The sequence below is a fragment of the Aeromonas sp. QDB14 genome (assembly GCF_027707845.1).
In the GTDB taxonomy this organism is placed as follows: domain Bacteria; phylum Pseudomonadota; class Gammaproteobacteria; order Enterobacterales; family Aeromonadaceae; genus Aeromonas; species Aeromonas caviae.
Genome location: NZ_JAPCJD010000094.1, coordinates 1 through 13,387, shown reverse-complemented (window position 1 = coordinate 13,387; position 13,387 = coordinate 1). Strand labels below are relative to the sequence as shown.

Annotated in this window: 9 protein-coding genes; 5 read left to right on the top strand and 4 right to left on the bottom strand. The window is 64.9% G+C overall.

Annotation, left to right across the window (positions count from 1 at the left end; genetic code table 11):
• Positions 1-10: 10 nt before the first annotated feature.
• Positions 11-220: a hypothetical protein gene (locus tag PG887_RS19905; protein ID WP_270822712.1), complete on the bottom strand. Its 210-nt coding sequence runs from the start codon at positions 218-220 to the stop codon at positions 11-13.
• Positions 221-566: 346 nt separating this feature from the next.
• Here PG887_RS19905 and PG887_RS19900 point away from each other — a divergent pair, with 346 nt between their 5' ends.
• The gene (locus PG887_RS19900) at positions 567-1,868 is read left to right on the top strand and encodes a sigma-54 dependent transcriptional regulator (protein WP_042864209.1); all 1,302 of its coding nucleotides are present in this window, start codon (positions 567-569) and stop codon (positions 1,866-1,868) included.
• A gap of 98 nt (positions 1,869-1,966) precedes the next feature.
• Here PG887_RS19900 and ybaL read toward each other — a convergent pair whose 3' ends face one another.
• Both ybaL and ggt read right to left on the bottom strand, forming a co-directional pair.
• Entirely contained in the window at positions 1,967-3,598 is a 1,632-nt protein-coding gene (gene ybaL, locus PG887_RS19895) for a YbaL family putative K(+) efflux transporter (protein ID WP_270822710.1), read from the bottom strand.
• Positions 3,599-3,972: 374 nt separating this feature from the next.
• On the bottom strand, positions 3,973-5,754 hold the full coding sequence (ggt, locus tag PG887_RS19890) for a gamma-glutamyltransferase (protein WP_254231628.1): 1,782 nt from the start codon (positions 5,752-5,754) through the stop codon (positions 3,973-3,975).
• A gap of 112 nt (positions 5,755-5,866) precedes the next feature.
• Here ggt and PG887_RS19885 point away from each other — a divergent pair, with 112 nt between their 5' ends.
• Positions 5,867-6,484: a GDSL-type esterase/lipase family protein gene (locus PG887_RS19885; RefSeq protein WP_270822708.1), complete on the top strand. Its 618-nt coding sequence runs from the start codon at positions 5,867-5,869 to the stop codon at positions 6,482-6,484.
• 168 nt (positions 6,485-6,652) lie between these two features.
• On the opposite strand, the gene rdgC is transcribed toward PG887_RS19885, so the two are convergent.
• The gene (gene rdgC, locus PG887_RS19880) at positions 6,653-7,564 is read right to left on the bottom strand and encodes a recombination-associated protein RdgC (protein WP_010673564.1); all 912 of its coding nucleotides are present in this window, start codon (positions 7,562-7,564) and stop codon (positions 6,653-6,655) included.
• A 179-nt stretch (positions 7,565-7,743) separates the two neighbouring features.
• Between rdgC and PG887_RS19875 the strand changes: the two genes are divergently transcribed.
• The 3 genes from PG887_RS19875 (at position 7,744) to PG887_RS19865 (ending at position 13,261) form a co-directional block, all read left to right on the top strand.
• Positions 7,744-8,172, top strand: coding sequence for a GNAT family N-acetyltransferase (locus tag PG887_RS19875; RefSeq protein ID WP_010673565.1), 429 nt, complete (start codon positions 7,744-7,746; stop codon positions 8,170-8,172).
• A 110-nt stretch (positions 8,173-8,282) separates the two neighbouring features.
• Entirely contained in the window at positions 8,283-9,509 is a 1,227-nt protein-coding gene (locus PG887_RS19870; RefSeq protein WP_270822707.1) for an exonuclease SbcCD subunit D C-terminal domain-containing protein, read from the top strand.
• The gene (locus tag PG887_RS19865) at positions 9,506-13,261 is read left to right on the top strand and encodes an AAA family ATPase (protein WP_270822706.1); all 3,756 of its coding nucleotides are present in this window, start codon (positions 9,506-9,508) and stop codon (positions 13,259-13,261) included. Before PG887_RS19870 ends, PG887_RS19865 begins: the two co-directional genes overlap by 4 nt.
• Positions 13,262-13,387: the final 126 nt, after the last annotated feature.

Here is a 13,387-nt window from a genome sequence, read left to right as displayed (position 1 = left end):
AGGCAGCCTGTCAAGGTATTCGAAGAGTACTGTCAGGCGGCATAGGCGAGTGTCGCACTTCGAAGTTGAATTCGCGGTTATTGCCGGCAACCATATTGACGCCCATGGAACCACGAATATTGCTCAATGCCTGAGCACCGAGATCGACCCGGTTTTGTGCCATTGAGGGGGGGGCAAATGCCAGAAAAGGAAATGCTGCCAATGCAATATATATTTTCATGTTCTGTCTCCATCTGCCAGGAGGGCTTATTGGAGAGAGCAACGACCATGCCAATTTACAACCATATGATTTTTAGTTGTTTTTTATTTGATATAATTGTTTTTACGTCTCAATATTGAGAGCGACATATTATGTCGTGAAGTAAGCGCTTATTTATCAATGGATTTATTTTTTCTCACTGATAATTTGGCTGTATCAATATTGTGGTGCCATCAATCTAAAGGCGGGATGGTTTATAGTTATCATCGTCTGGCCATATTAAATGGCGCCATTTGATGATAAAGGGAGTTATCTGGACAAGTCGTCAGACTCCTTCGTGCAGTGGCGATAACAAGGAGTTGTCCCTATGACAGAAACGGCATTGTTGCTCATCAATTCATGTGCCGTACTGGAAAGCCTGCTGGAACAAGGCGAGTGGCAGGTGGAGCAGGCAAGCTCCCTGGTGGTGGCAGAGAAAAAACTGCAGGAAAAGGACTATCCCCTGGTGCTGGTGGTGATCGAGCATCAGCAGCACGAAGCCCTCTACAACCTGATTGCGCAGCACTCCGGCGCCTTGTGGATCGGCCTCATCCAGCGGGACTGTCTCGCCAGCGAAGCCCTTCGCAATTTGCTGGCAGCCTGTTTTCATGATTTTCACACCTTTCCCCTGGACAGAGACAGGCTCTCCCACAGCCTGGGACATGCCCTGGGGATGGCGCGCCTCATCCGGCGACACCGCCCCCGACTGCAACCCCAGCTGCGTTTCATCCAGGGGGAGAGCGCCCCCATCCGCCAGTTGCGCGACCAGATCGTGCGGTTGCAGCATTGCCGCCTGCCCGTACTGGTGACGGGACCGAGCGGCACGGGCAAGGAGCTGGTGGCCCGGGAGCTGCACTACAGCACGTTCGGGGAGGAGAGCCCTTTCGTGGCGGTCAATTGCGGGGCCATGCCCCATCAGCTCATCCAGTCCGAGCTGTTCGGCCACGTCAAGGGGGCCTTCACCGGGGCACAGCACCACAAGATAGGCAAGATAGAGGCCGCCGATGGCGGCACCCTGTTTCTCGACGAGATAGGGGAGTTGCCACTGGAGGATCAGGCAACCCTGCTGCGCTTCTTGCAGGAGCAGTGCATAGAGGCGGTGGGCAGCCACCTGTCGCGTCGTGTGGATGTGCGGATCATCGCGGCCACCAATATCGATGTGGAGCAGGCGGTGGCCAGCGGCGGCTTTCGCATGGATCTCTACTACCGGCTCAACGTGGTGCGCTTGCGCACCCCGGCCTTGTGCGAGCGGGCGGAAGACATCCAGCTCCTTGCCGATGACATTCTGGCGGAAGTGCGGGGCGGGCGGGTGCTCAGTTTCACCCGCAAGGCGCGCCAGGCCATGCAGTCCTATGGCTGGCCGGGGAATGTGAGGGAGCTGCGCAACCGGGTGCAGCGGGCGGCGGTCATGTGCAGCGGCCCCTTCATCGAAGCCGATGACATGGAGCTGACCAACATGGACAGCCTGCTGCTCGACGGCTCGCTCAAGGCGGTGCGCGAAGCGGCGGAGCGTCAGGCCTTGCAACGGACGCTGGCCCGCTTCCCCGATCAGCTCGAGGAGGTGGCCCGCACGCTCGACATCTCCCGGGCCACCCTCTATCGCCTGCTGGACAAGCACGATCTGCTGTGAGGGAACGGCAGTATCGCCCCGTCATGCAAGAAGCCCGGGCAGCAGGCCCGGGCTTCTTGTCTGGCCCCGTCGTGGGGACTCGTTACTTCCGATGAGCTTCAGGCCATCTCCATGGCGAGGTGACAGAGTCGCCGCGCAGCCTCCTCCTCGCTCTTGACCACCTGATGCACGCCGCGCACGCGCAGATGATGCACCTCCTCGTGCTGGTGGGCACAGGCGGCGATGCGCATCAGGGCGCCGTATTCCTGCGCCCTGATGGCTATCTCACCGGCCAGCAGGCTGTCATCCAGGGTGATCAGCAGCCAGCTGGCGTTGGGCAGCGCCGCCATCAGCAGATCCTGCTGGATGGGATGGCCCGCCAGACAGGTGATCCCCATGGCGCGCCAGGGGGCCAGCAGTCGCTCGTCGGTGTCGATCACCACCATCTCCCTGCCTTGTTCATGCAACTGCCGGATGAGGTGCTGACCTATCTCGTCGGCGCCCACTACCACCACATGGCCCTGCAAGGGGCAGAGGTGAGGTGACTCATCGGTGCGTGGCTCGGGATGGCGCCTCAGCCAACGCTCCACCTGGTTGAAGACCAGCGGATTGAGCACGATGGAGAAACAGGCGCCGACCAGCACCAGATCCCGGGCGACTCCGGGGACCAGCTCGAGCATGACCCCGAGACCCATCAGGATGAAGGAGAACTCCCCCACCTGGGCCAGGCTGGCGGAGATGGTCAGCGCCGTGCGCTGGCTGTGGCCAAAGAGCCGCACGATGGCGAAGGCGGCCACCGATTTGCCGATCACGATGACGAACAGGGTGGCCAGCACGGCCAGGGGCTCGCGCAGCAGGATGACGGGGTCGAACAGCATGCCCACGGAGACGAAGAAGAGCACGGCGAAGGCGTCCTGCAGGGGCAGGGTGTCGTTGGCCGCCTTGTGGCTTAGATGGGAGCTGTTCATCACGACGCCGGCGAAGAAGGCGCCGAGAGCAAAGGAGACGCCAAACAGCTTGACGGCGCCAAAAGCGATGCCAAGGGAACAGGAGAGGACGGCCAGGGTGAACAGCTCGCGGGAGCCGGTGGCGGCGGTGCGGGCCAGCAGCCAGGGGATGAGGCGTCGCCCGCCGATGACCATCAGGGCGATGAAGGCAGCTACCTTGGCCAGGGTCAGGCCGATATCCGCCATCACCTGGGCCGGGGTCAGTGCCTCGCCCCCCTGCTGCAGGTTGGCGAGGATGGGGAGCAGTACCAGGGCCAGCACCATCACCAGATCCTCCACGATGAGCCAGCCGATGGCGATGCGTCCCTCGTTGGTGTCGAGCTGGCCGCGGCTCTCCAGGGCGCGCAGCAGCACCACGGTACTGGCGGTGGAGAGGGCCAGGCCAAACACCAGGCCGGCGGTCACGGTCCAGTCGAGAAGTTGGGAGAGGCCAAGGCCGAGCAGGGTCGCAAGGGTTATCTGAACGATGGCTCCCGGGATGGCGATGTGTTTCACAGACAGCAGGTCTTTCACGGAAAAGTGCAGGCCGACACCAAACATCAGCAGGATGACGCCGATTTCGGCAAGCTCGGGGGCGAGCCGCAGATCGGCGACATAGCCCGGCGTAAAGGGGCCGCATACCACGCCGGCCGCGAGGTAGCCCACCATGGGGGAGATGCGCAGGCGGCTTGCCAGCATGCCGAAGAGGTAGGCCAGCACGAGGCCGCCTACCAGGGTGGTGATAAGGGGGAGTGAGTGGTCCATGTCGTCACCTCGCTAATGGCAGTCAGGGGCTACCAGATCACCCGAAGGTGAAGAGGGCAGCTGTCAATGAGCAGGGGGCGAAAGAGACAGAAGTTGGCCGTATCAAGGGGAAATCTTGAGGGCAACAGATGCCGTTTCTATTGAAAAGTAATGCATTTATATGCCATGAGCAACACTGTTCCAGTTTTTGCGTTGGTTTTGATGAAAAGCATCTTTAATGCATTGCGATTGGGTGAAAAGAGTGTGCAGTTAAAGAAAAATTGGCAGGAATAATCAATCGATGATGATATTGGGAGGCAAGGGAAAACACCTATGAGCACACGGCATGGAGGAGGCGGGCCTCCTCCATGGTGAACGAGGGTGCTGAAGGGGCATCACTCCCCCCTGGCGACCCCCTCACGTCTGGGGTCTGCGGCCCCCAGCCAGCCGCCGGCATGGCGCTGGACGCCCTGCAGCCCGGAGGTCTGCTCGTTAAGCAGGACCTCGTGCCCTCTGGCCTTGAGCCCCTGAACCACGGCGTCGGGCGTGCGCCCCTGCTCCAGCTCGGTGGGGCCGTTGCGACTGCCGAAATTGGGCAGGTTGATGGCCTGCTGCAGGTCGAGCCCCCAATCCTGGGTGCCGAGCAGCGCCTTGCCCACGTAGTTGATGATGGCCGAGCCTCCCGGGGATCCCAGGCTCATCTCGAGCTCGCCGCTTGCCTTGTCAAACACCAGCAGGGGCGACATGGAGGAGCGGGGGCGCTTGCCGGGCTCCACCCGGTTGGCCACCGGCAGGCCGGCGGCGTCCACCGAGGTGAAGGAGAAGTCGGTGAGCTGGTTGTTCAGCAGGTAGCCGTTGACCATCAGCCGCGAGCCGAAGCCATCCTCGATGGAGCTGGTCATGGCCACCGCCATGCCGCTCTTGTCCACGATGGAGATGTGGCTGGTGGAGGGCAGCTCCGGGGTGGCGTCCCGGCCCCTGGCCAGCGCCCGTGGCGGGTTGCCGGGCTGGGCGACGCCCATGGAGCGGTTGCCGATAAGGTGCCCCCGCTGCGCCAGATAGCCCTTGTCCAGCAGGCCTGTCACCGGCACGTCGACGACGTCGCCGTCGGCCACATACTGGTTGCGATCGGCGAAGGCGAGGCGTGCCGCCTCGCTGTAGAGGTGAATGGCCTCGCTGGAGGCGGCCAGTTGACCCTGCTCCCCCTGTACCGGTTTGAGGGCGGCCATGTCCCGGCTTTCCAGCATGCCGAAAATCTGGCCAAGGGCGATGGTGCCGGAGGAGGGGGTCGGGAAGCCGCAGATCTCGCTCTGGCGATAGTCAAAGCAGAGCCCGTCCCGCAGCTTGGCCTGGTAGCTGGCGAGATCGGCGGCGCTCAGCACCCCGGGGTTGGTCGGGTGGGCGTGCACCTTGGCCACCATGGCCTCGGCCAGCGAGCCGCGATAGAAGGCGTCGGGGCCGTCGCTTGCCAGGGTACGCAGCACCCTGGCCAGGGCCGGGTTGGTGAGCCGGGTACCTGCCGTCTTGGGAGTGCCGTCCGCCTGATAGAAGTAGGCACGGGCGTCCGGATCCCCGGCCAGATAGGGATCCTTGGCAAGCAGGGTGGCGAGGCGGGGGCTTATCACGAACCCTTGCTCCGCGAGGGTGATGGCGGGTTCGAACAGCGTGGCCCAGGGCAGCTTGCCATAGCGCTCGTGCGCCAGGGCCAGGGCACGCACCGTGCCGGGGGCGCCGACGGAGCGCCCGCCCACCACCCCCTCATAGAAGGCCATGGGTTTGCCCTCCTTCATGAAGAGCTGATCGGTGGCAGCGGCGGGGGCTGTCTCCCGGCCATCCACCGCCGCCACCTGCTTGCCGTCCCACACCAGCATGAGGGAGCCGCCGCCGATGCCCGAGGATTGAGGCTCCACCAGGGTCAATACCAGCTGGACGGCGATGGCTGCATCGATGGCGCTGCCCCCCGCCTTGATGATCTGGTAGCCCGCATCCACCGCCAGCGGGTTGGCCGCCGCCACCATGAAGTCACGGCCCTGCCAGCCGGGCTTGTCAATCCAGCCGCTGGCCGCCTCCGGGGCGATCAGGGTCTGGGGAGGAGGGACATAGTGAAAGCCATCCTGGGAGGCGCAGCCGCCAAGCAGGCCGAGGGCGACCAGCAGGCCGAGGGGGTTGAGGGACATGACAGGCTCCTTGTCGGTTTCTTGTTCACCTGCCGAAATGTGTCACACTTGGAGCTTGATTAAAAGTTTGTCTTAATACTCATATGGTTACAAAACTATCAAGGAGGCGCTCATGACACACCGGGGGACGCTGGCGAAACCTTGCATGGCGGGGCTGCTCTGCCTGTTGCTGGCGTCCTGCGGGGAGCCGACCTTCAGACCGCTGGCCCAGGGGGAGACCCTGCTCGCCTTCGGGGACAGTCTGACCGAGGGGCGCGGGGTGAGCCCGTCCCAAAGCTACCCCAGCGTGCTGGCGACCCTGAGCGGCCATCCCGTGGTCAATGGCGGGGTGTCCGGAGAGCTGAGCCAGGCCGGCAGGGCCCGCCTGCCCGGGTTGCTGGCCCGGCACAGACCCGCTCTGGTCATCCTGCTGGAGGGGGGCAACGACATCCTGCGTGGCAGCGGGGAGGCGGCCCTCAAGGCCAATCTCGCTGCCATGATAGAGGCGGTGCAGGGGAGCGGGGCCCAGATCCTGCTTGTCGGGGTGCCCCGAAAATCCCTGTTTGCCGATGGCGCTCCCCTCTACGAGGAGCTGGCAGAGCAGTACGGGCTGGTGCTGGACAACGACAGCATCGGTGAGTTGCTGCGAGACCCGGCCCTGAAGTCCGATGCGGTGCATTTCAATGCCGAGGGTTACCGCACCCTGGCGCAGCTATTTCATCGACTGTTGCAGGAAAGGGGGGCACTCTAGCGAGGTATCATGCTGCCGGGGCAGTGCGCTATGCTGCTGCAACCTATGGGGTCAGGAGATTGCGCGGCGGCGCTACCCCGGAGGGGACCAGCTCGCGGCGACGGTGCCGATGGAGATGAAAAAACCGCCGTGAAGGCGGTTTTTTGCAATCAGGCTGAGCCAATTTGCTTAGATGGACTGCTCTTCACCGCCCAGGGCGGCAAACAGGGCCGGGATGAACTGGGAGAGCTCGGCGGTGACCAGGGCGAAGTCTGCGTCCAGGCGGGCGGCGGGATCTTCACTAGTGACGTCGTCGTTCTGCTCGCGCAGCTCTTCGCTGAACTTGAGGCGCTTGATGGAGAGATCGTCCCCCAGCACGAAGCTCAGGGTTTCGCCCCAGTTGAGGGCCAGCTTGGTCACCAGCTTGTCGTTGGCCAGGTGGTTCTTGATCTCCTCGCTCATCAGATCCTGCTGCTTGCAGCGGATGATGCCGCCGTGCTCCATGGCGCTGCGCAGCTCGGCTTCGTCCTCCAGGGTGAAGGCGGCGGGCAGGTTGCCCTCGTTGAGCCACTCGGTCATGGTGATCTCGGGCGGGTTCTTGAGGGCCACCGGCACCACCGGCAGGGAGCCGATGGATTTGCGCAGGAGCGCCAGCAGATCGTCCGCCTTCTTGGCGGAGCCTGCATCCACCACCATCAGGTTGTCGGCAGGGTTTATCCAGGCGAAGGTCTGGCTGGTGCGGCTGAAGGCGCGGGGCAGCAGGGTGTGCATGATCTCCTCTTTCAGCGCTTCTTTTTCTTTCTTCTTGAGGGCGCGACCCTGTTCGAATTCAATGGCCTCTACCTTCTCCGCCAGCATCTCCTTGACCACGGTGCCGGGCAGCATCTTCTCTTCCTTGCGAGCGCACAGCAGGATGTGGCCAGAGGCGGCGTGGGTCAGGGTGGAGCCGAATTTGCCAAGGGGCTTGACCCACCCGAACCGGGAGATGTCCTGGCTGCCGCATGGGGTGAAGGCGCAGGCTTCCAGCTGGGTTTCCAGCTGCTCAACGGTCAGGTCGAAGGGGCGGGTAAAGCGGTAAATCTGCAGGTTTTTAAACCACATGGCGTCCTCGGTCTCTAGATTGTCCGGCGGGCATTGTACTAGAGAGGCGCTTTGTGATCAGCCAATCATTCTCGCTAAATAAAGGGCGATCGACCTCACAGGGCCCCACCTTGATCCCCCGTGAGCGGGCCCAACTCCCCTAGACTGCGAGTGTTCACATTGCTGACAAGGAGGCGACCATGTTGAGACAGAGTCGGCCGGAAGACATGGAAGAGATCGTCGAAATCTGGCTCCTGGCTTCCCTGCAGGCCCACGATTTCGTCGATGCCTCCTGCTGGTGGCAGGCTCAGGAGGAGCTGCGTACCCGCTACCTCGATCACGCCCGCATCTGGGTGTTCGAGGAGCGAGGGGATCTGCTCGGCTTCATGGCGCTGGTGGATGATTACCTGGCTGCACTCTTCGTGCGCCCCGATAGGCAGGGGCGGGGGGTGGGGCACGCCCTGTTGCAGGAAGCCAGATCCAGATGTGCCGAGCTGCATACCCGGGTCTTCGTGGAGAACGAGCCGGCGGTGCGTTTCTACCGCCGCCACGGCTTTGAAATCGGGGGGGAGGTGCCCGATCCCCTCACCGGCCATCTTCAGTACCAGATGCATTACCAAGCCGTCTGAATCTGACGTCTGGGGCTGCCCCGGTTGAAAACGGGGGGCACCATCCTCATCTTGTCTCCATCCCGGGGCGTCCTCGCCCCCGCTCTTTTCTCCTTATCGAGCCGTTTTCCATGAAGATCCTGCACACCGCCGACTGGCACCTCGGTCATCAGCTTCACGGCCACGACCGCCGCTTCGAACACGACGCCTTCCTCGACTGGCTGGCCGACACCATCAAGACCCGCGACATCGACGCCCTGCTGGTGGCGGGCGATCTGTTCGACACCGCCAACCCTCCCGCCAGTGCTTGGCAGCAGCTCTACCGCTTCCTGGCACGGCTGCGGGCCGAGCACCCGGCACTGGAGATGGTGCTCATCGGCGGCAACCACGACTCCCCCTCCAAGCTGGATGCCCCCCATGAGCTGCTGCGCGCCTTCGACCTGCATCTGGTGGGCAGCATCAGCCGGGACGACGAGGGGCGCCTCGAGACCGAGCGCCTGTTGGTGCCGCTGCGAGGCAAGAACGGCGAGGTGGCCGCCTGGTGCGCCGCCGTGCCGTTTCTGCGCAGCAGCGATCTGCGCCCGGAAGGGCTCAGCGAGGGGCAGGACAGACTCATCGAAGGGGTGCGCCAGGTCTATGAAGCGGTGCTGCGCGAGGGGCGGGCGCGCTGCCATCCGGATCAGGCCCTCATCGCCATGGGCCACGCCTATCTGGCGGCGGGCCAGCTCTCCGAGCTCTCTGAGCGGCGGGTGCTTGGCGGCAACCAGCATGCCCTGCCTGCCGAGCTGTTTGCCGCCGCCGACTACACGGCGCTGGGTCACCTGCACCTGGCCCAGAGCCCGGCCGAGGGAGTGCACTACAGCGGCTCGCCGCTGCCGCTCTCGCTGGCCGAGGCGAACTACAACCATCAGGTGCTGGAGGTGACGTTTGAGGGGGGCAAGCTGGCCCAGCTTGAGCGGATCCCGGTGCCCCGGGCGGTGGAGATGATCCGGCTGCCCCAGAGCGGCCTCGACGAGGCGCTCCAGGCCATCGAGGCGCTGGCGCTGCCCGCTTGCCCGCAGCAGGCGCAGCCCTTCCTCGAGGTGCGGCTGCTGCTGCCCAAACCCGAGGCCCGCATCCGCGAGCGCGTGCTGGCCGCCATCGGCGACAAGCCGGTGCGCCTTGCCCGCATCACGACCAGTTATCAGGGCTCGGGCCAGGGGCTGGCGGACGGTGCCGGCCAGCGCCGGCTCGATGAGCTCTCCCCCACCGAGGTGTTTCGCCTCTGCTATCAGCGTCAGTTCGATGGTGAGCCGGAGGCCGAGCTAATGGCGTCGTTTGAAGAGATCCTGGAGCAGGTGAAGGAGTCCAGCCAATGAAAATCTTGTCGCTGTCAGGGGAGAATCTGGCCAGCCTGACCGGTCAATTCACCATCGATTTTGCCGGTGGCGCCCTGGGGGCCGCCGGCCTGTTTGCCATCACCGGCAATACCGGCGCGGGCAAGAGTACCCTGCTCGATGCCATCTGTCTGGCACTCTACGACGAGATGCCGCGCTTTATCGCCAATCGCAAGAACGTCGCCGAAGTGGGCCGCATGGATGACGAGGAGAAGCTCAAGGCCAACGATGTGCGCGGCATCCTCAGCCGCGGCCACGCCAGCGGTTTTGCCGAGGTGCAGTTTCGCGGCTGCGATGGCCGGGTCTGGCTGGCCCGCTGGGCGGTGCGCCGTGCCCGCAACCGCGCCGAGGGGCGCTTTCAGGCCCAGGAGCGCAGCCTGACCGACGTGGTGTCGGGCCAGGTATTCAATGGCAGCAAGCGGGAGCTGCAGGATCGCATTGACGAGCTGGTGGGACTCTCCTGGGAGCAGTTTCGCCGCGCCGTCATCCTGCCCCAGGGGGAGTTTGCCGCCTTCCTCAAGTCGAGCGCCGACGAGCGTTCGGCCCTGCTCGAACGGATGACCGGCACTGAGCTCTACTCCGCCATTTCGGTCCAGACCCATGAGCGGGCGCGGGAGGAGCAGCAGAAACTGGCCGCCATCAGCCAGCGGCTCGGCGACGTGGCGCTGATGGACGAGGCGACCCGCGAGCAGTGGGTGAGCCAGCAGGTCAGCCTCGCCACCAGCCTCAAGCACGAGCAGCAACAACAGCAGCTGATGCAGGACTTGCGCGATCTCAACGGCCGCATCGCCGCGCAGTTGCAGGCCTGTCAGGAGGGAGAGGCGGCCCTTGCCGCGGCCGAGGCGGCCCACGCTGCGGCCGCCCCCGAGCGCGAGGAGTTCGCCCGCGCCGAGCAGGCCCAGGTGGCCCGCGCCGATCACGACGAACTGGCCCGCCTTACCCTGGAGGTGCAGCAGCAGGAGAAACTGCTGGCCGAGCTTGGCCCTGAACTTGGCAAGCTGGAGGAGCAGACCCAGCAGAGCGCCCTCACCGAACAACAGCTACTGGCGGAGAAGATCGCCGCCGAGCGCGAGTGGGGCGCCCTGCAGCCCGAGCTCAAGCGGGCGCAGGAGCTCGATACCCGCATTCGGGAAAAGCAGCAGCAACTGCAGAAGATCCAGCAGGAGGGGTCGCAGGAGCGGGAGGTGCAGCTCACTCTGGAACAGGGCTGGCGCCAGCAGCGCCAGCAGGTGGAGCAGCTCAAGGCCCAGCACCAGCAGTGGGGTGCCTGGCTTGAGGATCACAAGGAGCTGGCGCCGGTGGCCCGCCAGTGGCAGCCCCTGCTCACCGCCATGCAGGATTGGGCCGAGGATGCCGACAGGCTGCAGCAACTGCTCACCCTGCGCGAGCACAAGCTGCGCGCCCTCAGGCAGTTGCAGCACCAGCTGGAGCAGGGGCAGCAGGAGCGCGACTACTGGCAGCGCGAGCAGGCGCGGCTGCAGCAACAGCAGCACGAATTGCAGGAGCAGCAATGGGAGGGGCGCCTGGCCAAGGCGCAGGAGCAGTGGCAAGGGCAGACCGAACAACTGGGCCAGCTGCGCCAGCTGCTGGAGCTGGCGGACTATGGCCGCAATCACGGTGAGCAGCATGGTCGCCTGCAGCAGGAGATCGCCCAGCTGGAGCAGGCGCTCGGCAAGCTGGCCATCCTCGGCGACGAGCTGACGCCGGCCCGCGAGCGGCTCGCCCTGCAACGGGACGAGGCACGCCACGCGCTGGAACAGTCCCGTGCCATCGCCAGTTTCGAGCAGCATCGCCACATCCTGCGCGACGGTGAACCTTGCCCGCTCTGCGGCGCCGAGGAGCACCCCTATCACCAGAGCCAACCACAGGTGGCGGGCATTCTGGGGCAACTTGCGGAGCGCGCCCGCAGCCTGGAGCTTGAGTGGGATCGGCTCAATCACCAATACATTCAGTGCGAGAGCGAGCGCCAGGAGCTGGCCCGCCAGCTGGCGGTGCGTCAGCAACATCTGCCTGAGCTGGAGACGCGCGCCGAGCAACTGACCTTGCGCTGGCAACAGCTGGGAGGCGATACCCTGCTGGGCCATCCGCTGCCGCTGCGTCAGAGCCCGATCGAGTGGAACGAGTTGATGAGTACCCTACTCGGCCGCGGCCAGAGTCTGGAGCAGGGGCTGGCCCGCAGCCAGCAGCAACTGCGCGAGGCCCAGCAGGGGCAGCAGCAGTTGCAGGCCGTGCGCCAGCAGCTGAGCCAGCTGGCCAGCCAGCACCAGCAGTTCGAGCAGCAGTGGCAGGAGGCCGACCGCCAGCGCATCGCCCTGGAAGGGGAGGTGAAGGGGATGGGCGAGCAGGAAACGACCCTGCGCCAGCGCCTTGAGCAGGGGGGCAGCCGGCTCGACGAGCAGATGGGAGGCCAGCCCTGGCGTCAGTGGCTGGGCAGCCAGCAGTGGCGCGAGTGGCAGCGGGCCTGCGAGGCCTGGCTGCACGGCCAGAGCGAGTGGGAGCGGCTGACCGGCGAGATTGCCAGCCTCACCCCGACTCTGAGTGCTCAGGAGGCGCGCTTGCAGACCCAGCGTGAGCTGCTGCACAAGCTCGAGCGCGACTACAAGGAACATGAACAGCAACGGCAGGGGCTGGTTACCAGTCGTGCCACCTGCCTGGGGGGGGAGGAGATTGCCCTGGTCGAGAGCCGCTGGCAGCAGCGGCTGCAGCAACTGGCCAGCGAGCTGGAGACGATGCAGGGGGCGGCCCGCACCCTGCGCGAGCGCCAGACCGAGCTCAAGACCCGTCTCAGCCATCTGGAGCAGGAGAAGCAGGTGAGCAGCCGGCGGCGACGGGAGGTGCTGGGGCGCTGGGCTGCCCACGCCAGCAGCCTCGGCATCGCCGAATATGATCTGCGCCGCCTGCTGGCCATGAGCCCGGATGAGCTCAAGGGGCGCCGCGCCGCCTTGCAGGCGCTGGAGGATGCCCGCGCCGAGGCGCGTACCCGTTTGACCGAGCGGCAGCGGGCACTGGCGCTGGAGGAGAGCAAGCGGGATCGTTACCGCGAGCATCACCCCGAGCTGGCCGCGTTGGCGCCACAGGAGCTCGACAGCCGGCTGACGGCGCTGGAGGCGCACTGCCGCGCCCTCGACGAGCAGCTGTTCCAGTGCAAGAGCACGCTGGCCCAGGCCGAGGCGGCGGCCCTCAAGGCGGGCACCTTGCAGGAGGAGCTGGCTGCCCAGCAGGCGGTGGCGGATCATTGGCAGCGGCTCTGTGATCTCATCGGTTCTGCCAGCGGCGCCAAGCTGCGCACCTTCGCCCAGAGCCTCACCCTGGAGCGGCTGCTGCTGGAGGCCAACGCCCAGCTCGCCGAGCTCTCCCCCCGCTATCGGCTGGAGCGGGTGCCCGGCACCGATCTGGCGCTGCAGGTGGTGGATCTCGACATGGGGGATGAGGTGCGCTCGGTGGACTCCCTCTCCGGCGGCGAAAGCTTCCTGGTGTCGCTGGCGCTGGCGCTGGCCCTCTCCAGCCTGTCGTCACGCCAGACCCAGGTCGAATCGCTGTTCATCGATGAGGGCTTCGGTACGCTCGATCCCGACAGCCTGGATATGGCGCTCTCAAGCCTCGATTCCCTGCAGGCGGCCGGTCGCCAGATCGGGGTCATCTCCCACGTGCAGACCCTGGTGGAGCGGATCGGTGTGCAGGTGCGGGTGGAGGCCCTCGGTGGCGGTGAAAGCCGGGTGGTGTTGCCCGGCTGACGACGTGTCGCCCATGACCCTCCATGAGCAAAAAGGCCCCTGTCACAGGGCAATGCTGATCAGTTAAGGATCCATTGACCGATCCTTCTGCTGTAGGACAATCCGGAACCAATCACTAGTTCCGGA